This is a genomic window from Legionella sp. W10-070 (genome assembly GCF_900640175.1).
In the GTDB taxonomy this organism is placed as follows: domain Bacteria; phylum Pseudomonadota; class Gammaproteobacteria; order Legionellales; family Legionellaceae; genus Tatlockia.
Genome location: NZ_CAAAJC010000001.1, coordinates 97,908 through 121,060, shown reverse-complemented (window position 1 = coordinate 121,060; position 23,153 = coordinate 97,908). Strand labels below are relative to the sequence as shown.

Genomic DNA, 23,153 nt, shown 5'->3' with positions numbered 1-23,153 from the left:
ATTTTCGCTTCGCAAAACCAAATGAAAACAGGCCCTTGTTAATCCGGTTTTTTGAGATTATCCGTTTCCTGCTCAGCCAGTTCGGAGCTGAAAATACCAGGGTCTTCCCTGGAATAATCTGTGTAGCCAAGATGATCCTTGAAAAAACTGTCCAGCAATTGAGGAAAGATGCCGACATGATAATCAACTATTTTTTTATTTACCTCATGAACTGCACTTTCCAATTCATGATAAGACGTACAGTCTGACTCAATAATTTTTTGTAACTGTTCCGGGATGGTCGCATTAATAAATACGGCTGAACCGAAAAGACCGGAAGATACCCTGTTAATCGATGATAAAAAGCCAGGATTGGTACTCGACCCACGCATGACATTGACAATTTTCTGTAATTTTTTCTTGTCCGCAGTAATCCTTTCTTCATTTGATAACCCTGCTACCTTGCTGGAATAAACAGCGGTCAGGTTACTATAATTTTTAATGAAACCATAAAGGGTTGTTTTTAACATACTAATGGTGGAAGTTATGATATTTTGCGTATTCTCAACATCTTTCGTCCAGTCAGATTGATTATCCTTGGCATAACTGGCTGATAATTCTTCCAGTTGCTTTTGAAGCTGCGAAAAATAGGCTTTAGCAATATCAGGATTGAATTTCCTGAGAAACATCTTCTCTGCATCGTTTATGCCGGGACGCAACGTTTCAAAGAGCTTACGGCTAGTTGAGGTTTGGATATTGCTATCGATTGCCTCTAATGTTTGAATGATGCTGGTCATCAACTCCAATGATTCTTTTCTAAAATCAGTAATCGATTTTCCTGATTTATTAAAAAATAGTTGTTTTACACTTCGAGCGTCACTGACTGGTAGTAAAACAGGGGCATCACTATGAGCTTTTCTTGTCGGGACTTGCTCATCAGGGATTTTACTCTTTCCTTTGGCTTCACTTGCCTGTTGCAGCAAGACGGATTTTCTTTTCTCTATGGCGGATTGAATAGCCAATAATTCTTCATGAGGTGTTTCTTTCTCTATGTTTTTGAAAAGAAATTGAGTGTTGGCGGTTGGTTTGGAAAAATAGTCACCTATTTTTTCTACAGTTTCTGGTTTATCAACAATACTCAGTATATTAACCACTGTATCATAACAACATATACGAAGATCTTCTTCTTTCATAGAATATGTTTTTAAGTCATATTTTAACAAAGATAAGGCTTCAGTAGTTGTTTTGACAGCGTTAAACAAGTCATCATCAAGATTTTGCTGACCAGGTTTGTCAGCAACCAGCGGGGCAGGGGCTTTATCTGGTGCTTTATTTGTGCCAATCGAAAAAAAGAAAAATTTATCAAAAAACATTCCAGATTGTTTGTATTGATTCATCATTAAAGTGAAGAAAGTAACGAAAGACTCCTTACTGTAAAAGAAAAAAGTGCCGTAATTGGGTTCATAGTATTCAATCATATTTGTCTTTGGAACGATTCGAACACGTGTAGAATGCCCGCCTGGGCCAATGAACCCTATTTTGTACACGTAGTCTTTTTGCATTTTTGCCATTGCTTTTTCTGTATATTTTTTAAGCTCATCCATTTTCTTGACGGATAAATTCATCGCCTGCATATTCGTAAGTGCGCTCCAATTCACACTGATTAATGCCTGTGCATCCATGTGATATTGAGTATGCTCATGTGTAATGGGAAAATATTCCGGTGTCCCTGTTTTTTCAATTAGATCCCTTCCTTGTTTGACAAAACCATCACATTTGCCTTCATCATTTTTGAAACGTTCGAAAGGAATGTTGCTTTCTAATTTACCAACCAGGGGGTCTAAGGACTGAATCATTGGCAAGAAATAACCGCCTAATGCCTTACAATAAAGATAAATGTCCTTGTTATTCTCCAGGTAATAACTAATATCATAGTTGCTTAAGGAGTTTGATTGTTCAACAACTGCTTCGATATGGGGAGAAATTTTTTCAAGGAATTCCTTCATGTCCGTATTTGCAGTTTTCTTTTTTTCACTTATTTCTTTAAGTAATTTACTGGTTTTTTCATGGCATAGATGATGAGCATCTGCGGTATTATTGTTAATTCGTTGTATCAATTGGCTGGAGCTTAATGATGCATCCATGTTTTTTTGGAATTCATCATGTACGCCTTGTTCAATCGCTGTAATTTTTACTGTGAGATTACTTAGAAAGACCGCATCAGCTCCAGTAAATTTACTTGCTGACAATGTTTCATTGATTTCTTTTTTGGCAACGGAAAGATTGTATGGCATATTTTGCTCAGGTATTTTATTTTATACCATTATATTACAAAATATACATATTGTATGAAATTTGGATAATTTTTCTTTATTTGATGTCAAAAAAGAGCCTCCTCAGATAATAGCAAGGCTGCTTTCGCTGAGTCTTTTGGCTTTATTTTCAGGTGATGAGGATACGGACAGCAATTAAAAACAAGCTGTGGATTTCTCATCATCAGGCTGCAGTTACCAAATAATACACCTGTTTTTATTCACCATTGGGCTATCCTGAGGGATATTAAACGCTAATTGGAATTGAGGCATATTGGCCAAGGTTCCATTGACCCGATAAACCATAGGCGGGTGTGGATCAGTGGTTACCAGATTGCGTGCTTGTTCAGGACGGATATTGCTTGCCCAGACATGGGCTGCCCCCAGGAAAAATTGTTGATCGGGAGAAAAACCATCAATGGTTTTCGCCTCTTTATAAGCTTTTGAGGCGTGAAAAGCATGGTAGGCCAGGGTAAGGCCGCCTAAATCGGCTGTTGCCTCGCCTACCACAAGATTTCCTTGAACGGGTAAATCATCCACCTTGTACTGGGAGAATTGTTTTGCAATGCAAGTGGTTGCCGTCTGGAATTTTTTTAAATCTTGCGGAGTCCACCAGTTTTTTAAATTACCATAGCCGTCAAATAGCGCGCCCTTGTCGTCAAAGCCATGAGTGATTTCGTGGCCAATGACAAATCCAATGGCACCGTAATTCACCGCAGCAGGAGCGTTAGGATCAAAGAAAGGGGATTGAAGAATGCCAGCCGGAAGGTTAATGTTATTCATTGATGGATCATAATAAGCATTAATCGTTTGAGGAGTCATCCCCCATTCACTGCGGTCAACCGGTTTTCCAATCTTGTTAAGTTCACGTTTGATTAAAAATTCATTGGCACGAATGACATTGAGTACATAAGGACCTCTATCGATAACCAAGGTTGAATAATCCCACCATTTGTCAGGGTAGCCAACGCGTTCTTCCATCAGTGCCAATTTTGCAAGTGCTGCTTTGCGCGTGGCAGGTGTCATCCAGCTTAGGGTTTTTAAATCATTCTTTAAGGCTTGACGAATATTATGAAGGATCGCCAGAACCTCTTGTTTTGCAGCAGGAGAAAAATGTTGCTCTACATATAATTTACCAATTGCAAAGCCCAACGCTGCATTTTCGGTATTAATGACACGTTTCCATCGAGGCAGGAGCTTCTCAGCACCTCCTATGGCAGAAATCATTTGAAAATTCTGTTCTACAAAAGGTTGCGATAAATAGGGGGCAAAGGTATCGATTAAGCGCCAGCGCAGATAAACTTTCCACTCTTCCAGTGAGACAGTTTGCAATAATTCATTCATTTTTTTGAAAAAATCAGGCATTGCCAGGTTAATTGCTTTAATTTTTGGTTGCTTCACAGCAGCGAAATAGCGTGGCCAGGAAAAATCAGGTGTTACTGCTGCCAATTGTTTCATGTCCATTAAATGGTAAATAGCATAAGGATCACGTTGCTCGGTTTTTGTTAAAGAGGCTTTAGCCAAATCAGTTTCGATTTTCATGACCGTACGTGCTGCCTCAGCTGCCTGGGCAGGCTTATAGCCCAATAACTGGAACATTTTGCTGATGTGGGTGATATAAGCTGCCCGTATCTGTGCAAATTTTTTATTCTCGTTGAGGTAATAATCCCTGTCAGGTAAGCCAAGACCTCCCTGGACAGCAGCGCCAATCATCTTTCTACTGTCTTTAAAATCCTGCATGCTGAAAAAACCAAATACAGCATCCACACCAATCAATTGCAATTGCGTGATAACTGCCTGGAGATCATCGCGGTTCTTGATGGCATCAATACCAGCCAATTGAGGTTTCAACGGGTCAGCGCCAATCTGATTGATCAATGTTTCATTCATCCCGCTGAAGTAAAAATCACCCACCTTTTGCTCAATACTGCCTGGTTTGGCATTTTTATTATTGGCAGCCTCCATCAGCATTTTATGAACCGTAGCTTGCATTTTATCCTGCAAGACGTAAAAAGTGCCCCAGCTCGTATATTCTGGCGGGATAGGGTTTTCTTTTTGCCAGGCTCCGTTGGCATAGGCAAAAAAGTTTTGGCTGGGCTGAATGGTCTTGTCAAGCCAGTCCAGATGCAACGCGGAGGCATTCACCTGCTGAGCAGGTGTAAACAGAGGGCTCAGCAAGCCAAGGAATACTGTAAAAATTTTAGATAGACGCATATGGATAACTCCTTAAATATCGCTCTCAGAACATTGGTGAATGGTTTCAGTTTAAGCAACTTTTTCCTATTTTCCGAATTCCTGTGGCTTGATTACGGTTTCCATTTAGTTTTGACAGGTTGTTTGTCATTCCCGCAAAGGCGGGAATCCATTTTTAAAGTGCTCCGTGCTATATCCTGCATGGATCCCCGCCTTCGCGGGGATAACAAGAACAGAACAATTTGCACAAGACAACCTGTCAAAACCAAATGGAAACGGTACTAGATCCCGCAGTCAAGCTGCTCAAGTTCGTCAACAACAGCCAACCATTCTTCTTCTGTTATTGCCAGTTCTTGCTGCAATGCTTTTTGTTGCTTTAGCAACGTGTGTAATTGATCTTGTTGACCTTCTTCATAGAGTGCCAGATCACCTAACTTCATTTCAAGCTGCAGCAGGCGTTGATGAAACTGTTCTGTCATTTGTTCCAGTTTTTTCATGCGATTCTGCAAGCTTTTTTTCTCACGGTACTGGTTCGCATTGGCAGAGGCAGGAAGGGTTTCTTTTACTGATTCTCTATTTTGCAACCATTGATGGTAGTCTTCCAAATCACCTTTAAAAGGTTGCACCTGGTTTTGATAAACCAAATAAAAATCATCGACGGTGGTACGTAATAAATGCCTGTCATGGGAAATCAGAATCAGGGCTCCTTCATAGCTTTGCAAGGCAATTTCTATAGCTGCTCTCATACCAAGATCAAGATGGTTTGTTGGTTCGTCAAGCAATAAGAGATTGGGTTTTAGCCATACAAGCTTTGCCAGGGCAAGGCGCGCTTTTTCGCCTCCTGAGAAATAATGGATTGGCTTGGTGGCCATTTCGCCAATGAAATTAAAACCTCCCAAATAATCGCGGATGTTCTGTTCTCTGGTTTCTGGCGAAAGTGCCTGAATAATCTCAACAGGGCTTAAATGCGCTTCCAGTTCCTCCAGCTGATGCTGAGCATAGTAGCCAATTTCCAGGTGGGGTGAGCGATGGATTATCCCAGATAGCGGTGAAAGCGAACCGGTTAATGTCTTGATAAGTGTTGATTTACCTTCGCCATTAGGACCCAGTAACGCTATTCGATCGCCAGGTTTAATGATTAGATTCAAATTTTTTAGCACAGCAGTATGATTATAACCTGCAATCACCTGTTCACACCGCAGTAAAGGATTGCCAGCGCGTGGGCAAGGGTAAAAAGCAAAGGAAAAAGGGGAATCGACCTGAGCCTGGGCAATGAGTTCCATCCTGGCAATTGCATTCAGACGACTCTGAGCCTGCTTGGCCTTTGATGCTTTGGCACGAAAACGATTGACATAAGTCATTAAATGGCCAATTTTCTGTTGTTGCTTTTCATACATCATTTGTTGCAGAGCAAGCTGCTGCGCCCTTGTTTGCTCAAATCGGCTGTAATTACCGCTGTACAAGGTCATTTTTTGTTGTTCAATATGCAGGATATGGCTGACAAATGCATCGAGAAATTCACGGTCATGGGAAATAAGGAGAATGCTTGCAGGACTTTGTTTTAACCACTTTTCCAGCCAGAAAATAGCTTCCATATCCAGGTGGTTAGTTGGTTCGTCAAGCAGTAACAAATCAGCCGGTTTCATCAGGCATCGTGCCAGGCTCAGCCGCATGCGCCAGCCACCAGAAAAACTATTGACCGGTTTTTTCTGTTCTTCGGTTTTAAATCCAAGGCCGGCCATGATAGAGGCTGCTTTTGCTGGTTTGCTATAACCGCCGCTTTGAGTGAGTAACTCATGACAGAGAAGGACTTCTTCATGTTCACCTTTTTGCTCAGCAGATAACAATCGTTTTTGCAATGCCAGGTAGTCCTCATCGCCAGCCAGAACAAAATCGAGGGCGGGTTCCTTGCTGTCAGGCAATTGTTGCGAAAGGTGACTGATACGTAGCTGAGGTTGTATCTGACAATCCCCTTTATCGGCAGCCAGGTTTCCTAAAATCAAGGCAAACAAGCTGGACTTGCCACAGCCGTTGTGTCCTACCAGACCAATTTTTTGTTTTTCATGCAGCGTAATGCTGGCGTTTTCCAGTAGTATTTTTGTACCGCGGGAAAGAGTAATTTGACGCAGAGTTAACATGGAGTAAAGCTGAAAATTTAAATTAACAATATAGTACCATAGGAGTAAATTTTTGTATTGGCAAGGATAGCCGTGCGATTAAAACCGCCGTTTTAATCGCACCCCTAGTCGAGCAGGAAAGCATGTACGATTAAATGTTTGTAATGAAGTGCTTAGGCTCTGCAAAAAAATTGGTTCACAGAGCCTAGACATCCAATTTAATCCGGCATGCAACTGCGCCCTGCGGTTTACCGCAGGATCCAGGAGTTTAACCGGTTATTTCCACATGACATTGCAATTTTTAGCACTGGCTGCTTTGAGCATGTTGATGAGAGGAAAGGCTCTATGGGCCAAGCTGATTTCAGGCTCGTATTCATGCTTGTTTTTTGGGGAAGGAGGGGGCGGAAGCTCCTTATCCTTATCAATGGCAGCCTGCAAATTCATCAGTGCTTGAGAAACATCCTTGGCAACGATAGCACCCGGGACAGTGCCGCTGTGTCCCATGAGTTTTAACAGCTGCTGAGCAATGTGGCCAAACATGACAATATTCTCATACGCGTCGCTATAAAAAGTGACTAACATAGTATTTCCTTATTGGACATTTCATGAAGATTTTACTATGTTCTGTGCACTTATCTACTATCTTGGCCAAAAAGCCTTGAATTTTTGCGCTCCGATGCTCACATGCCTTCTATGTATGCTCCGCTTCGGTGCTCGCCAATCAAGGCTTTTTGATCCAAGCTGGCGATAAGTGCACAGAACCTAAGGTTTGAGAAATTTTCCACCAGGATTGAGATTCTGATTGCCAGGAGTGCTTGGTGAGTATCAAATCAGACTGGGGGACTAAAAAATTTAATGGGACAGCCTGTTCGTTACTGGGAGCCGCTCGGTTTTGTAGAAAATAAGTGTATAATAATGACATTTTGTTGTCATAGAGTACGTTTAAAAGTGTAGCTTCCTGATTGATACCCTGTGTTCAAGTCACGGAATATTTCGATTAAATCGTTTTGTTTCCTATCCTTGCGGTGTTGTCCAGGAAAAACCACACATTTCGTCGTACCCATTGTTAGGTTGAAAAATGAAAAAGCAGGATTTTTACTTTGATCTGCCGCAAGAGTTAATTGCCCAGTATCCTCTTGCCAATCGCAGTGATTCGCGGCTATTGGTTTACAACCGTCAAGCCGATATAAGCAGCCATCACCATTTTAAAGAGATAAGCCAATTTTTTCAGGCAGGCGATTTACTTGTCATGAATAACAGTAAGGTTATTCCAGCCCGTTTGTATGGTACCAAAGCCAGTGGTGGCAAAGTGGAGTTACTGGTGGAGCGTTTGCAAAATGATAATTCATTCTTGGCGCATATTAAGGCCAGTAAGGCACCCAGGGCAGGAACGATGATTTATCTCGATCAAGATTGGCGACTTGAGGTGATTAATAAAATTGACGACTTGTATCATTGCCAGGTTCTGGGAGAGGCGGACGTTATGCTGCAGCAAATTGGCCATATTCCACTGCCCCCTTATATAACCCGTACTGATGAAGCTCTGGATTCAACCCGATACCAGACCGTTTATGCCCTGCATAAAGGTTCTGTGGCTGCACCGACTGCCGGTCTGCATTTTGATGAACAGGTCTTGCAACAGCTTGCAGAAAAGGGTGTTAAGTTTGCCTACTCCACTTTGCATGTGGGGGCGGGAACATTTCGTCCGGTACGTACTGATGAGATAAAAGAGCATAAAATGCATAGTGAGCAATTTACCATCAGTCAAGCGTTGGCTGATGCCGTCAATGAAACACGACAGGCAGGAAAACGTGTGATTGCAGTAGGCACAACTGCTTTAAGAAGCCTGGAGAGTGCGGCTGAGCAAGGTGTTTTAAAACCTTGTTCCGGAGATACGGATATCTTTATTTATCCTGGTTATCAATTCCAGATTTGTGATGGTTTAATCACTAATTTTCATCTGCCAGAATCAACGTTACTCATGTTAGTTTCAGCGTTCATAGGACATGCAAAAGCCATGGCATTGTACCAGGAAGCTATCTCTAAGCGGTACCGTTTTTTTAGTTATGGCGATGCCAGCTTACTGTTTTGATAAGGGTTGAATCATGATAGAACCGGGGAATTTTCCTATTTATATTCCAGTGCTCACCAGTGAAGCAGGAAGCTGTTTAACCTTTGCGAATTGGCAAGAAGCAGGGGTGAGTGCCGTTTCTTATCATTTGGATGCCTTGTTGTTGAAACCCGGTTTATTGTTTCTTGAATCTCTGGCTAATTTAAGAGCGTATTGCGGGTGGCCGGGAACGATTGTCCTGAATGCCATGTTTCTTTCTTTAGACAAAGAAGGGTTCTATGCCATACGTTCTCCTTATGATGGGAGTTTAGTGCGGGTTGCAAGAGGAAAAATTTTATCACTGATTAAGCAGTTACAACCGGATCTGGTCCTTTTACCACCGGACATTGAAAATGATTCTGTGATGATTCAATTAACGAGGGCAACGAAGCAATCTGTCCTGGCCAATAAAGATCTAAAGCCTTTGGGCATGGGTTGCTATATGCAACAGGTAGAATCAACCTCATGGGAAAAGCTCAGGGAAGAAACCGATGATTGTCATACGCCTGTTTATCTTGCAGGCGAACTGGATTTACCCTGTTTTTCGGCGTTAGCTGATTCTGCTGTAAGATACATGGAGTCTGATGTACCAGCAAGGAATGCCCTGGCTGGAAAGGTTTACTCGCGAGGAGAGAGTATTAATTTACTCGACAGGGAGATGGCTAACCAGCATATAAAAATTGATGATGAGTGTCTGTGTCCAGTCTGTCAGCAGCAGTTTAGTCGCGCTTACCTTCATCATTTACTGATTCAAACGCCGCTGCTCTGTCAGCGTTTTCTTATTCAGCATAATACCAGCTATTGCCTGAATAACCGATTAAAGTTGTTGCAAGCATGATGAATTACTCAAGAGTTCATTTACCTGAAGTAGAAATCTGGATATGATGTCAGCCACCTTTATCTGCTCCTGATGGCTTGGAGTGCCGACAGGCATAAAAACGATAGCATAACACTTTTCGTTTTATCCAGGAGACAGGCAGTACAAATGATTAAACAGCGAATTTAAGGAGAACGATATGAGTTTTTTTATAACTGATGCGCTAGCCGCAGCCCCCACCACTCAGGCAGCACCGACGGATGGTACTTTTATGCTGTTCATGTTAGTGGCTATGTTTGCGTTTTTCTATTTTATGATTATAAGGCCACAGAGCAGACGTACCAAGGAACATCGTGAAATGCTTGGCAAGCTGAAGAAGGGTGATGAAATTATCACTTCTGGCGGCATATTGGCGAAAGTTGTTCGCCTTGACGAACAATATATTAAAATTGCGCTTGCTGAGGGAGTTGAGGTAAACCTCCAGCGAAGTTCAGTTAGTGCCGTGCTACCTAAAGGTACTCTTAAATCCCTTTAAGATTGATCAGGGAAATTATATGCAAAACAAATATCCTTTATGGAAAAATATTGCGCTGATTATTGTTGTCATAATCGGCCTGATTTATGCGATACCTAATCTATATAGTGAAGATCCGGCGGTACAGATTTCTTCGCAGTCTCCTGCCAATATGGAGCAGCTGAAAGAAGAAGTCGACATGCTATTGAAAGAGGCCAAAATCAGCTATAACTCGGCTGCTCTTTCCGACGAGCGCCTGGAAATCCGGTTTGCTTCCACTGATACCCAGTTGTTAGCACGCGATGTCATAAAAAATGGTATAGGTTCACAATATACAGTCGCATTGAATCTTGCACCTGCTACCCCTGCCTGGTTTAGCCGCATAGGTGCTGAGCCGATGAAACAAGGGCTTGATTTACGCGGTGGCGTACATTTCCTTCTTGAAGTGGATGTTGATAGCGTTATCAGCCGTCGCTTTGAAGGACTAATGAAAAATATCGGTCAGGATTTACGCGAGGCAGGTATCCGTTATACAGGGATCCGCTATATCGCTGAAAAAGGCATCGATATCCGTTTTCGCAACGATGAAATTATGGAAGCTGCTTTGAAGGAAATAAGAGGTAAGTACCCTGATCTAATCATCAGCAAGTCAAATGCCACTTATTCCGCTCTAGTCGCATTATCGCCCACTGAATTAAACAATACCCGCCAGAATACCATTGACCAAACGATGGGTATTTTGCGCAATCGTGTCAATGAGTTGGGAGTCGGCGAAGCAGTTGTCCAGCAACAAGGTGCTACCCGAGTCGCAGTTGACCTTCCTGGGATTCAGGATGCGGCACGTGCCAAGCAAATTCTTGGTGGAACCGCTACCTTGCAATTTTATATGGTTGATCATGAAAATGATGCCCAGGTAGCCAAGCAAACCGGCGTTGTCCCTGTAAATAGCAAGTTATACATGATGGACGACCATCCTATTTTGCTCAAGCGCCAGGTTGTCTTGAGCGGGGACTCGATCACCAGCGCTGTCTCCAGTTTTGACCAGCAGACAGCTACTCCTGCTGTACAAGTTCAGTTAGGCGGTGGTGGTGAAAGCCTGTTTACCAAAGTTACCCGGGAAAATATTGGTAAGCGCATGGCAATTGTGTTTGTGGAAACCAAAACCACTACGCAGATGGTGAACGGTGTTGAACAGCGCAGAACGCAGCGGGAAGAACGGGTAATCAGTGCGCCAGTAATTCAATCTGCCCTGGGAAATAACTTTCAGATTACGGGTCTTTCAGATAGCAAAGAGGCTAGCAATTTAGCATTGCTGTTGCGTGCCGGTGCTTTACCTGCTGTTATTTATCCTGTGGAGGAGCGTACTGTAGGTCCTTCTCTAGGCAAGGAAAACATTCATCGAGGGATGGTTTCTCTGGCAGTTGGTTTGGGACTGATTCTGGTGCTGATGCTTGTTTACTATCGGTTTTTTGGTTTCGTTGCCAATATAGCACTTTTTTTGAACCTGATTCTGCTGAGCGCATTACTGTCGATCATTGGCACCACCCTGACATTACCCGGGATAGCCGGTTTTGTATTGACAGTAGGTATGGCGGTCGATGCCAATGTGCTTATTTATGAGAGGATTCGCGAAGAGTTGCGCAATGGCTTATCTCCCCAGGCTGCTGTTTATGCTGGTTATGATAAAGCATTCTCTACAATTGTGGATGCGAATATAACCACACTGATTGTCGGGGTTGTTCTTTTTGCTATTGGTACGGGTCCTGTGCGTGGTTTTGCGGTGATTTTATCATTAGGGCTGCTAACCTCTATGTTAACAAGTATTACTTATACTCGCGCCATTGTGAACTGGTATTATGGTGGCCGAAATGTTAAGAAACTTTCAATTGGTATTTAGTGAGGCATAGATGGAATTATTTAATCCAAATTCAAAAATAGACTTTATGGGGGCGCGGAAGTGGACTGCTTTATTGTCTGCCCTTATATTTGTGGTATCCATTGCTGCCTTGCTGATTAATGGTCTGAAATGGGGTCTTGACTTTACTGGGGGTACGCAAGTTGAAATTTCCTATCCTCATGCAGCGGATCTGGTCGCTATACGCGATAATTTGTATAAGGCTGGTTTTAAAGAAGCTCAGGTGGTTAGCTATGGAACATCCAAGGATGTTTTAATCAGCATCGCGCCTCATGAAGGCATGGATCAAACCTTACTGGTTGATCGGGTTATGCAACAGTTGCCAGGGGCAGAAAAGCAGCGTGTGGATTTTGTCGGCCCACAGGTTGGCCAGGAGTTAGCAACCAAGGGGGCTTTGGCTATTATTGTTTCCTTGCTGGCAACCATGATTTATATCGGTATGCGCTTTGAATATCGCCTGGCAGTGAGTTCTGCTGTAGCACTAATACATGATCCGGTGCTTATCCTTGGTATTTTTGCTTTCTTTGGTATTGAGTTCGATTTGAAAGCGTTGGCTGGTTTATTGGCGGTTATTGGTTATTCGCTCAATGATACCATTGTTGTATTTGACCGGGTTCGCGAGAATTTTGTCAAGATCCGACGTGCTACAGCATTGGAAATCATGAATATTTCCATTAATCAAACCTTATCCAGAACAATTATGACATCGGCGCTAACCTTGTGTGTGGTAGTTGCGTTGTTTGTCTATGGAGGAGAAACAATACGAGGTTTTTCGCTTGCGTTGATTGTAGGCATTGTGGTTGGTACCTATTCTTCTATTTATGTGGCAGGCGCACTTGCGGTAGCAATGGGGCTGGATAGAAAAGATTTCCTTCCCACGCAACGCAAGGAAATTGACGATAGGCCATAACTACCTCTTTTCAGCCGCCCGCGATATCTATCGCGGGTATGAGCTTTCGTTTTACGCAATTGTTTAGAACTATTGAAGTAGCGCGTCTATTTTTGCCGCACAGATAAAGTCGTTATGCGATAGTCCTTCCAGAGCGTGGGTCATAAAACGGACATGACAATAATTATAGCCGACTTCAAGATCTGGATGGTGGTTTTCAGTGTTGGCTATCCATGCAATAGCGTTGACAAAAGCCATTGTTTCATAAAAATCAGCGAAGCTGAATGAACGCTTAATTTCCTTATTATCGTTTTGAACAATCCATTTGTTGTGTAACTGCGGCATCAATTGCTTGATTTGCTCGGGAGTTAACGCTTTTCCTATTCCCTCACAGGATTCACAGTGTCTTTGACTTAAATCAGATTTCATTTTTAAAGGTTCCTTATTTTAGACAGGCAGGTTGCCAGTTTATCAAGAAAATATTCTATCTGGGCGGGATTACCGATTGTCACTCGCAAATGGTTGGGTAAACCATAAGGATGCAGTGGACGAACAATAATTCCCTGCTTTAATAATTCTTGATATATGGGCAGTGAATTTGTCTGGCAATCAAAGGTAATAAAATTACCACGCGAAGGGAGGAAATCCAGTTTCAAGCGCTCTAATCCATGCTTTATTTGCTGCATCCCCTTAACGTTAAGCTCGATGGCTTGTTTAATAAACTCCTCATCATCGAGAGCGGCATTGGCAGCATCAAGGGCTGCCTGATTAACGGCAAAGGGTGGTTGAACACGCAGTAGTAATTCTGTAATTGTTGGGCTGGCAATTGCATACCCCAATCTTAAGCTTGCCAGGCCGTAAGCTTTGGAAAAAGTACGGGTAATAATCAAATTGGGATATTGAGCAAGTAAACTGATGCTGTTCTTATCCTCGTAAGCATAGGCATATTCATAATAAGCTTCGTCGAGAACCACAATGGTTGTTGCTGGAACCTGTTTTAAAAGATGCTTGATTTTTTCTGGTTCAAGAAACAAACCAGTAGGGTTATTAGGGTTGGCAAGAAATAGAACGGCGATATTATCCTGGCTGGCTTTCACTATTGGATCTATATCCACTTGCCAGTCTGACTGCAAAGGGATGCTTATCACCGGGATGCCCAGGGTCTGAGCCTGAATGCGGTAGGAGATAAAGGCATAATCATGGGTGAGCATCGCTCGATTAGAATGCAGGGCAAAGGTGGTTAGTATCAGTGAAAATAATAAGTCTGAGCCGTTACCCAAGGTTAGCATGTTCTCACTAACCCCCAGTTTTTGGCTAAGTTTGCGTTGAACAGGGTGATTTGCAGGTGAGGGATAGGCAGCGAGTTGGGCAGGTGTCAATTGAGTCAACGCCTGGTGAACTCTCGGACTGCAGCCGAGAGGATTTTCGTTGCTGGCAAGCTTGATAATATCAGCGTCGTTAATCCCTTGTTCACGAGACAGTTCTTCAATCGATTTACCGGGAACATAAGGTTTTAAGGACTGGATGCCCGGATGGGGTAACCGATAGTAATCGCAGGACAATGGACGCTCCTTGTAATTTTCTAAGAGGGAAGTATTGATATTACCTAGGGAGCAATAACAATTCTACTATTCTTGCCGCAAATCCAGCTAATTTAGTTTTCTACTGTCTGGGTAAGGGAAGATCCTGCCATGTTTAATGGAGTATGAACTGCTGCGGTTGGCGTACTTAAAAATAAACTGCCTTTTAATGAAAATTTTTCTTGCATTTAAAGACAGTATCTACAACTTTCAAGGAAAACCCGCAGTTTTAATCACACCCGGCAAGGATATAATGATTGACAGTTGCCTGATTAGACATAAGAAAGTAAGCTATCTGCAAGCAGCCTCAGGAATGGAATAATGAGAATTTATCAAGGGTTTTCTTTAACTGAAGTATTGATCGCTTTATTGTTGATAAGTGGCACCTCCCTGGCCTTGCTTAAGCAGCAATCTCAGGTTAAACAGCTACTGCAAGACGTTTTACAACGGACTCTAGCCCTGATATTAGTTGATAATAACGCTGAACGCATTCTCGCACACCAGCCGCTTGGCAAGGTGCAAAATCCATTTGAGATAGAAAAAAAATCTGATAACCAGCATGTCCTTGTAAACATATCCTGGGGAATGAGTTTGTCAAAGGATGCAACCTGCTGTCGGCTACAAAGAAAGTTGCTGCCTTCATGATAAAGCAGTCTGGCTGGGGACTTGTTGAAATCATGGTAAGCCTGCTTTTAACGCTGCTGCTTTCAACCTTGTTGATACAACATTACTTCATAAGCAAAAGGCATTATAACAAAGCCCAAACTCTGCTGGAGCAATCCTTTGAGCTACAGTTAGTTAATGGACTGATTCGTGATAGCATCCGCAAAGCAGGTTTTACTCCCTGCCTTGGAATTGAATTACTCACCACAATTGATCGCCGGACGAATAGCACTAGTTTGAGCGCATTTTCAACAGGAGGAGAAAATCAGCAAATGCTGCAGATTAATCGCATGAGCGAACAGTTTGCTGTTGTTTCAGAGGTGATTGGTCCGCAGAAATTACTGGTGAGTTCTTTTTCTGATAAGCACGGTAAAGCCGGATATCCTGTTTTGATAGCTGATTGTTATCATGCTGAAGTTCAGCTGATTTCATCAGTTAGTCAGGTTAAAGGAAAGACGGTTATTGAGTTAAGCAAACCGCTTAAGTTTCAATACCACTCGCCTTTTTATTTAGGGGAGTGGCTGGAAGAGTCATTTTTTATCCGAAAGAATAAAGCAGGCAAACAAGCGCTGTACTATAAGCGAAACCATGCGGAAGAATTAACTTCTCTTGTGAACCATCTCTCCATAAACTGGCAATCGAAAAAGGGGCGAATTTTATTACAGGTACTCCTGGGGCTAGAGAATTCTGAACCTGTTTTTATTGAAACGATGATTCGGGCATGATGATGGGGACCGTCAGCCATTCGAGGGAGAGGGAGAGCAAACAGGAAGGAATCATTTTGATTACCACAATAATAATACTGGCTTTATCAACGATATTAATGTTAACCGGAATGCAAATTTTATCTTTATACTATAAAGCACTAAATCAAACCGTAGAAAAAGAAGATGTGGCGTATGGGCTTGAGGCTCAGGCAAACCAGTTGGCATTAAGAGATTGGCAAACGGGTACTGACCGCTGTCTGGTGAATGAAAAAACCCCCGATGAGATTGCCTGGTTATTAAAAAACAGGCAAGGCTGCGAACTGCTTTATGAAGGGCATCGCTATACTTATCTTGTTGAAGATTTAGGTCTCTTTCCTTGTCTGCAGACAATGATCAATGAGGTCGGTCATAGCACGCGACATTTGCGGATTAGCGTGTTGGGCGATAAGGGGGCTTTTTTGCAATTACGTGTGGCGCGTGCAGCTCCTTTAATCTCCTGTAGTGAAGATATTATTTATCTAAAACCAGGGGTTATTAGCTGGCGTTATGTAGACTCTTTCTACAACTCCAATGTTCTGATTTCTGCTTGAGATGTTTTACAGGGATTTTAAACCATTAACTGCCTATATATGTCATTCGCCAAAATCATGAGGCAGCGTAGCTGCCTCAAAAGAAAAAGATAAAGAGTTTAAGAAGGGGTAAAGGCCCGGACACACCTAACCCGAGCAAAGCTATCCTTACTGCCGCCGAACTGGATGCCATCGAAGAAGTCCTGGCCCCAGGCATCGATAGGATCGCCGGAAACTTCGCTAGAACTCGAGTACTCCAAATTGGCAAAACCGCCCAAATTATTTGTATGCAACGTGGTATATAAGTTGGGGTTGGTATTACCACAACCAGCATTCTGACCGAAACCTATAAATCGCCCCAACTCGCAAATCGCCGGCATGAACCAGTCAGTAAACCCCTGGTCATTCTTGTTTAGACAGGCTTGCGCGGCTGGATATTGCCCTGGAGGGTTTGCAAGGGAGTTGGTGTTGGCAAGTCCATCGGTGATACTATCCGCTGCTGTGTTATCGGTTATTGTCGACCACTGATAAGAACCTGGCTCATCCGTCAACGCCGCCACTTTCCCACCAATACTTCCGGTATTGGAAGTGGTGTCATCGACAGAAAACAAAAAACCGCCTTGATAGATACAGCCGTATCCTAGCAGCAAGACGTTAATATTGGTCGAGGGTGCATTATCGGCACTGACTGTGACGGTAGTTGGCACAGGCTCAGTTCCTGGTGAGGAGGTACAGGCATTAGCACTGTTATCGGGGCTGGCTGTACCACCCGGGGTGATGGTAATATCGCAGGTAGCTCCTGCATTAAGCGTGCCGGTACAGCCATCATTGGTAATCGAGGTGCCGGCAGGAAATCCGGATGTGTTCACCTGGACGTTGTTTGCTGGAATTGAGCCGGTATTTTCTATACGGATGATGCGTGGATTGCCGACCAGTGCAGGGTCAGACAAAGGAAAAGGACTGTTAATTGACAGTGCCAGGTTTTGGGTGAGAGGAGACAGCGTTGTCTGATTAAAGGTCACTTCTACGGTATGATTAGCCTGGATATTGTTCAACTGAAAGGAGGTTCCGCCATTTTGCACCACATTGCCATCCAGCAGCCACTGATTGACCCCGAAGCCGGTATTGGGAGTTGCCGTAAACATCAGGCTGCTGCCGGCATTGACTACTTGTGGTGTTGAGGGCGAAATGGAGCCGTTCGCACCCGCCGATGGCGTGACGGTAAATTGCTGAACAGGGGGCTGCTCCATCAGGCGAATACGCAGGATATTGGCGGAACCTGGCTGGTAACACTGTAAGTCACTACCTTGCTGACATAAAACAGGGCCACCGAACACATCTCCCTGCAAGGCTGAACCATTCACGTTGAGTGTCAGCGTACAGACCCCTTTGGGCGCTAGTTGACAGGATCCGCTTTGACTTATGCCGGCAATCGGTTTCATCACCAGAGTCTTTGGCCTTGAAGACTGATTATGCACGGTGTAGATAACTTGCGCGTTATCCTCTTTAGTTAGGGCAATCTCGGTCACTGTTTGCGGTACAAACGTCCATAAGGGACTGGCCGCCTGCACGCCCGAAAGCATCAGACAGGAGAAAAAGGCTGTCAGTATTGAATTCTTAAAAAAATGTTTTTCCTTTTTTTGCATTGTATCAGTCCTTATGCCACATAAGTAGATTTAATAAAACGTAACTGGTGTAGAGTGATTGAGACTTAATCCTGAGGGGTTGGCCTAAGGCATGAATCGGTTCGACTTTACCCCAGTCAGACAATTCATAACCGACTACAATCTTCCAATGTTTGTTAACTATGTTTCGGAACCCAGCGTTTAAATGAAGACCTCTTTTATGTTATTTGTAAATTAGCATTAGGCAGGTATCAAAATCAAGAACGCATCAAATATTAATATCCTGGGAAATGAGCTTGATTTCATGTTCATCGTGGCGGGCAATAATCAGCGTATATTCGGGCACTTCAAGCCAGGTTGTGGTGTCTTCTGTTAAAGGTTCAGACGCAATAATAATGCTTGATTTGATATCGCTTCCTTTCATTTTATATTCATCGTCATAATATCCGTAACTTTCACCATAGGTATACCAAAGCGAGTGGTAGCCTGAATGGGCAGAAGGGCCTTCGTCCAGAGAAGACCAGCCATAATCCAGGACAAATCGTGTGGCAGCAATAAATTCGCCGTTAGTGATAAACAAATTGACCGGGGAGTTTATTTTAATATTTTTTTTATAACGGACACGCTGCAATATTCTCAACGTTTCAGTTAGGGCTTTGGCAATTTCTTCCGTTTCATAATTACCCATCGGGTGGGGCAACTGCGAGAGGAATACGGCATAAATCCATTCGCTATCAGTTGTTCCGGTTATATCTTTCCTGTACTCAGGACTAATATACTCCAGTAAATCATAACGCATAATGGCAAAATTACTCAAAGAACCGTTATGCGCCAGGGCGACATTGGACTGCTGGAAAACAAAGGGATGTACGTTTTGATTGGAGATAACTTGTCTGTCATGGTAAGAAACCCCTCGCAAATGTGCCAGTAGACAGTGCGGTGATATTTTTGAGGCGAGATTTTTGAGATTTTCATCATAAAAAGGCAATTGCGGGGTTTTATACAGGTATGGGAGTAGCGAATTATGGGAGGTACTATCCCAGGCTGCAATGCCAAATCCGGCCAGATTCAACAAATGGGACATGTATTTGGGGTGGTAACTTTGCTTGATAAACGAGTTATCCGGATTATAAAGCAATTCTTCTACTAAAATCGGTTTACCAAGATAGGATAATATTCTGCACATAATTATTTACCTGTTATATGCTTCGATATGTAATCTTATATCCAGCTTATCAATGGATTTTTCTAAAGCCACCAGCGAGTTACAAATTAAGTTAAATAATTTGTACCACAGTGCCGGCATGTTTTGCTGAAAACAGGTCAACGTTTCTCCTGATAGCCTTAACAAAATAGCTTGCTCGCAGCTGATAAAGGTAATGGCATAAGATGAGTTAATATCAACGCAGGCCACCCCGGAAAACAAGGTTTTGGGTCCGATAACAGATAGTTTGGCAAGTTTGTTATCGTGAACAATGCTTGACTGTACTGCACCTTGAACGACAATATAACAGGAAGCTTTTTTTTCATCCTCGTCGATGAGTTTGCAATTTTTGGAAACCTCCAGTAATTCCATCTGTTTAAATAACTCAGCGATTTCCTCTTTATCAAATAATTGCGATAGTTGTTTTGCCAGAAGCTCTTTACTGATACCGCTTTCTTCAAAGGTCAGCTGTCGAGGCTGGTTAAAAGTTTGAGCAACTTTGCCAAAGAAAGACAGGCTCGCCATATCCGAATCCGTCATATAATCTGCGACCTTGTCATGCACCCGTTTTAAGCGGCCACAGACTTGATGACTGATAGCGACTAAAATCTTATGTTTAATCTCAGGAAAATAGGCGGATAACAAATCAAAATAAGTTTTGCCAATAACCAGACAGCGTACTTCTGTGTTTGCAACAACCGAGGTGGGGCAAGGTCCTTCTTCAATAAAACAAATTTCGCCCAAAAAACAGCCAGGGCCAAATGTTTCAATGTCGGTAACCCCTTGCCCGAGTATTCTTGCAATGACATTGACATGACCCTCAATAAGAATGAAAATTTCCTCTGTTATCTTTCCCTGTTTCAGGATCATGTCCCCGGGAGAAAAATTAATGACTCTGCTATGCTTCAGCAAGACGTCCAATTCATATTGATCAAGGTAGTTACCCAGCGTGCTGCTTTCCAGTTCGCCAAGCAATGACTTCATCGTATTATTATCAGTCATTGTAAAAATGATGTTGTCCATCCCTCATGATCTCCGCCTGATTTTATTTTCAAAAAATTAAAAATACACTTTGAGTGTAGTCAGAAATTTAATAAATTTCTGACTACTTAAGCATGAATGGTCGATATTCCCCGTTTTTTATGGGAAAATAGTTCATCTTTTTTTCATAATGATTTAATTGTTTCTTAATTTAAGGCTGATAGACTGCTATTTTCTAAATTAGGGGGCTTAGTAATGCTGGCGTTTTATAAAGAGCAGCTACAAAAACAGGAGATACTTAAAATTTTTCTCGATATTTATCCGGAAGAAAACAATAAAAGTTTACAGACAGTATTCAACTTGGTTGAAGGGCAGCTTGAAAGATTAAACAAGCTTATCGATCCAATGAATCATCCTCTGGAAGACCCATCAGCGTTATTAAAAAATTATCAGCAGGTTTATAACGAGCAACGATTATATTTGGCTGCTGCGATTGGCAAAGATGCAATTGACAGCCATCTTCCCACTCTTACTTTACCAGAAAAGAAAATAGAAAACTTCCAGCCTTATAATCCATTTACTGAGCCAACCTCTTCTGCAAGATTAACGCAACCAGGTAGTTATTCATCCACATTTTTTGTTCCTTTATCGGCAGGGTCATCTCCAGAAGAGGGTTCTCCCGTAGAGGGAATTTTAGCCAGGTTAGAATCTGACAACCTGACACAGCAAAGTTCCTCTAGAAAAAGAAAACAAGAAAACAAGCTGGGATTAACCGATAAACATGAAGCGGAAAAATTAAGGTTGGAAACACTTGAGCAGAAAAGTAAGGAAACTAAACTTACATCGGAAGAGAGCAAGGAAAGACGCCGCCTTAAAAACCTTTTCTCAGCTAGTGAATCAAGAAAAAGACAGAAAGACAAACTGTCATCATTGGCGGTTCGAAATAAAAAACTAGAGTCAGAGAACCAGGATTTACGGGAAGAGGTTCTGCGTTTACAAGCAGAAAACCGCAGGTTGCAGGAAGATCTAAAAAGTAAATCGCTTGGCTATGGCGGTTTCTGGCAAGCGCCAAGTGCTTCTGAAGATTCGCCACAATCCGTTTTTTTGGATAGTATATTTCCATGTTTTTAACTAAATGATTATTAACCTGGCATATTACACGCCAGGTTCCTTTTTTTGGTGCGATTGAAAGTGCGGTTTTTCCTTGAAAATTGTAGCCTGGATAGAGCGCCATTAATTACCACCAACCGCACTTTCAATCACATTCCTTTATACCTGTAGGGAAGATAATTGGGCGTCCAGATATGACGCTGTATGTGCTCCATTATCTCTTTATCACTAAGAGGCGAAGAAAGGCCGGAATTAACCGCTTCTTTGGCAACAGCAAGAGCAACCTGATAGGAAACTTCGCGAACTTGAGTCAATGGCGGTAAAAGATTGGCCTTAGGATTATTTTTTGCGGGCGAACAGGCAGCGAGTGCTTTTGCCGCGGCCATGAACATTTTGTCACTGACCCGCTTGGCTTTGATTGAAATCAGTCCAAGCCCCATGCCAGGAAAAATATAAACATTGTTAGTTTGGTCCACGCGAAACAATTGCCCCTCTTTAACAATGCTGCCAAAAGGGCTGCCGGTACCTATTACAGCACGGTTATCAGTCCATAACATCAAATCAGTTGGAACTGCTTCACTATGAGAAATGGGATTGGAAAGTGGCATAATAATCGGTTGTTCAACATGGGCAGCCATTTCTCGGATCAGCTCCTCATTAAACAAGCCTGCCTGTCCGGATACTCCCAGTAAAGCATTAGGATGTAAGTTTCTAATGACGTCTTTCAGGCTGATAGTATTATTATTCTCACAATGCCAGCCTGCAACCAGATCGCTTGATTTTAATAGCTTCTGTTGGAAAGGGAATAAACCTTTCATCCCCTCCATAAGAAGACCATTGCGATCAACCATATAGATTTTGCTTCGGGCTTCATTTTCAGAAAGTCCATCTTCCACCATGGCTTGCACGATAAGTTCTGCTATGCCGCAGCCGGCAGATCCTGCCCCTGCAATGACAATACGCTGATCTTTTAAGTGAATACCGGTAACCTGTACAGCAGATAGAAGGGTACCTGTGGCAATAGCTGCGGTACCCTGGACATCATCATTAAAGGTGCATAACTGATCGCGGTATCTGTCCAGGAGTCGGGTTGCATTTTGTAAGGCAAAATCCTCCCATTGCAAAAGGATATGGGGAAAACGTTTCTTTATTGCCTTAATAAAATCGTCAATAAAGTTGTCATAGTCCTGATCACGGATCCGCTCATGACGCCAGCCTATATACAGAGGATCCCGCCTTAGTTCTTCATTATTAGTTCCGGTATCCAGCAATACGGGGAGGGTTGCTGAAGGATGGATCCCTGAGCAGGCACAATAGAGTGCCAATTTGCCAATAGGAATTCCCATGCCACCGGCTCCCTGATCCCCTAATCCTAAAATGCGTTCCCCATCCGATACGACAATGGCTTTGACTTTATCAAAGCGATGGTTTTCCAATATCTTATCAATCCGCTCACGGTGAGGGTAAGCAATAAAGACACCGCGCGGCCGTCGATAAATATGGCTGAATTTCAAGCAGGCATCGCCTACGACGGGAGTGTAGACGATAGGCATTATCTCGGTAATATGCTCGCAAAGCAGGCTGTAATAAAGCGTTTCGTTTGAATCCTGAAGGTCGCGCAGGTAGATATATTTCTCCAGGTCAGAGCCTTTACTCTTAAATGCAGCATAGGAACGTGCTCGCTGCTCGACAATATTACTTTCTTCTGGAGGCAATAAACCAAACAAGCCAAATTCAGCACGCTCTTTATTTGTAAAACCAGTACCTTTATTGAGGATAGGGTTGGAAATAAGCGCGTAATCTTTGACGTTCACTTCAAGGTAAGGCTGTCCTTCATCATCCAGTTTGCGAGTATAATCCATCATTTT

The 23,153-nt window shown here is 42.8% G+C and carries 20 protein-coding genes; 10 read left to right on the top strand and 10 right to left on the bottom strand.

Translation table 11 applies throughout. From position 1 onward, the window contains the following. Positions 1–38: 38 nt before the first annotated feature. The 4 genes from E1O65_RS00510 to E1O65_RS00495 form a co-directional block, all read right to left on the bottom strand. On the bottom strand, positions 39–2,273 hold the full coding sequence (locus tag E1O65_RS00510) for a hypothetical protein (protein WP_133131639.1): 2,235 nt from the start codon (positions 2,271–2,273) through the stop codon (positions 39–41). A gap of 213 nt (positions 2,274–2,486) precedes the next feature. Then, a complete protein-coding gene (locus E1O65_RS00505; RefSeq protein ID WP_133131638.1) occupies positions 2,487–4,505 on the bottom strand; it encodes a M13 family metallopeptidase in 2,019 nt (672 codons plus the stop codon). A 260-nt stretch (positions 4,506–4,765) separates the two neighbouring features. Further along, positions 4,766–6,622: an ATP-binding cassette domain-containing protein gene (locus E1O65_RS00500; RefSeq protein ID WP_133131637.1), complete on the bottom strand. Its 1,857-nt coding sequence runs from the start codon at positions 6,620–6,622 to the stop codon at positions 4,766–4,768. Between the two features lie 255 nt (positions 6,623–6,877). Then, positions 6,878–7,183 carry a DUF1840 domain-containing protein gene (locus tag E1O65_RS00495; RefSeq protein WP_133131636.1) on the bottom strand — a complete coding sequence of 102 codons (306 nt, stop codon included), beginning with the start codon at positions 7,181–7,183 and terminating at the stop codon, positions 6,878–6,880. Between the two features lie 496 nt (positions 7,184–7,679). On the opposite strand from E1O65_RS00495, the gene queA reads away from it, so the two are divergent. The 5 genes from queA (at position 7,680) to secF (ending at position 12,867) form a co-directional block, all read left to right on the top strand. Continuing rightward, entirely contained in the window at positions 7,680–8,693 is a 1,014-nt protein-coding gene (queA, locus tag E1O65_RS00490; RefSeq protein WP_133131635.1) for a tRNA preQ1(34) S-adenosylmethionine ribosyltransferase-isomerase QueA, read from the top strand. 13 nt (positions 8,694–8,706) lie between these two features. Continuing rightward, positions 8,707–9,549 (top strand): queuine tRNA-ribosyltransferase, encoded by an 843-nt coding sequence (locus E1O65_RS00485; RefSeq protein WP_133131634.1) that lies wholly within the window; start codon positions 8,707–8,709, stop codon positions 9,547–9,549. 178 nt (positions 9,550–9,727) lie between these two features. After that, positions 9,728–10,063: a preprotein translocase subunit YajC gene (gene yajC, locus E1O65_RS00480; RefSeq protein WP_133131633.1), complete on the top strand. Its 336-nt coding sequence runs from the start codon at positions 9,728–9,730 to the stop codon at positions 10,061–10,063. A 19-nt stretch (positions 10,064–10,082) separates the two neighbouring features. Further along, a complete protein-coding gene (gene secD, locus E1O65_RS00475) occupies positions 10,083–11,939 on the top strand; it encodes a protein translocase subunit SecD (protein WP_133131632.1) in 1,857 nt (618 codons plus the stop codon). Positions 11,940–11,949: 10 nt separating this feature from the next. After that, positions 11,950–12,867: a protein translocase subunit SecF gene (gene secF, locus E1O65_RS00470; RefSeq protein WP_133131631.1), complete on the top strand. Its 918-nt coding sequence runs from the start codon at positions 11,950–11,952 to the stop codon at positions 12,865–12,867. 69 nt (positions 12,868–12,936) lie between these two features. Here secF and E1O65_RS00465 read toward each other — a convergent pair whose 3' ends face one another. Next, positions 12,937–13,275 (bottom strand): 4a-hydroxytetrahydrobiopterin dehydratase, encoded by a 339-nt coding sequence (locus tag E1O65_RS00465; protein WP_133131630.1) that lies wholly within the window; start codon positions 13,273–13,275, stop codon positions 12,937–12,939. 2 nt (positions 13,276–13,277) lie between these two features. After that, complete coding sequence (gene hisC, locus E1O65_RS00460; protein WP_133131629.1) at positions 13,278–14,408, bottom strand: histidinol-phosphate transaminase; 1,131 nt, start codon at positions 14,406–14,408, stop codon at positions 13,278–13,280. A 187-nt stretch (positions 14,409–14,595) separates the two neighbouring features. On the opposite strand from hisC, the gene E1O65_RS12500 reads away from it, so the two are divergent. From E1O65_RS12500 to E1O65_RS00445, 4 genes are read left to right on the top strand one after another with little or no spacing between them, the layout of a single operon-like run. After that, entirely contained in the window at positions 14,596–14,748 is a 153-nt protein-coding gene (locus tag E1O65_RS12500) for a hypothetical protein (protein WP_165474865.1), read from the top strand. Beyond that, positions 14,748–15,071 (top strand): prepilin-type N-terminal cleavage/methylation domain-containing protein, encoded by a 324-nt coding sequence (locus tag E1O65_RS00455; RefSeq protein WP_133131628.1) that lies wholly within the window; start codon positions 14,748–14,750, stop codon positions 15,069–15,071. Before E1O65_RS12500 ends, E1O65_RS00455 begins: the two co-directional genes overlap by 1 nt. Beyond that, positions 15,068–15,814, top strand: a complete 747-nt coding sequence (locus E1O65_RS00450; RefSeq protein WP_133131627.1) for a prepilin cleavage protein — start codon at positions 15,068–15,070, stop codon at positions 15,812–15,814. Before E1O65_RS00455 ends, E1O65_RS00450 begins: the two co-directional genes overlap by 4 nt. Beyond that, the gene (locus E1O65_RS00445; protein ID WP_133131626.1) at positions 15,811–16,386 is read left to right on the top strand and encodes a hypothetical protein; all 576 of its coding nucleotides are present in this window, start codon (positions 15,811–15,813) and stop codon (positions 16,384–16,386) included. Before E1O65_RS00450 ends, E1O65_RS00445 begins: the two co-directional genes overlap by 4 nt. Before the next feature lie 98 nt (positions 16,387–16,484). Here the strand turns inward: E1O65_RS00445 and E1O65_RS00440 are convergent, their stop codons facing one another. From E1O65_RS00440 to E1O65_RS00430, 3 genes are all read right to left on the bottom strand, one after another. After that, on the bottom strand, positions 16,485–18,011 hold the full coding sequence (locus tag E1O65_RS00440) for a DUF1566 domain-containing protein (protein ID WP_133131625.1): 1,527 nt from the start codon (positions 18,009–18,011) through the stop codon (positions 16,485–16,487). A gap of 247 nt (positions 18,012–18,258) precedes the next feature. Then, positions 18,259–19,176, bottom strand: a complete 918-nt coding sequence (locus E1O65_RS00435) for a class II glutamine amidotransferase (protein ID WP_133131624.1) — start codon at positions 19,174–19,176, stop codon at positions 18,259–18,261. A 6-nt stretch (positions 19,177–19,182) separates the two neighbouring features. Beyond that, complete coding sequence (locus E1O65_RS00430) at positions 19,183–20,217, bottom strand: cyclic nucleotide-binding domain-containing protein (protein WP_133131623.1); 1,035 nt, start codon at positions 20,215–20,217, stop codon at positions 19,183–19,185. 213 nt (positions 20,218–20,430) lie between these two features. On the opposite strand from E1O65_RS00430, the gene E1O65_RS00425 reads away from it, so the two are divergent. Continuing rightward, positions 20,431–21,306 (top strand): hypothetical protein, encoded by an 876-nt coding sequence (locus E1O65_RS00425; protein WP_133131622.1) that lies wholly within the window; start codon positions 20,431–20,433, stop codon positions 21,304–21,306. Between the two features lie 128 nt (positions 21,307–21,434). Here E1O65_RS00425 and E1O65_RS00420 read toward each other — a convergent pair whose 3' ends face one another. Beyond that, positions 21,435–23,150 carry an NAD-dependent malic enzyme gene (locus tag E1O65_RS00420; RefSeq protein WP_242601502.1) on the bottom strand — a complete coding sequence of 572 codons (1,716 nt, stop codon included), beginning with the start codon at positions 23,148–23,150 and terminating at the stop codon, positions 21,435–21,437. Positions 23,151–23,153 lie beyond the last annotated feature (3 nt).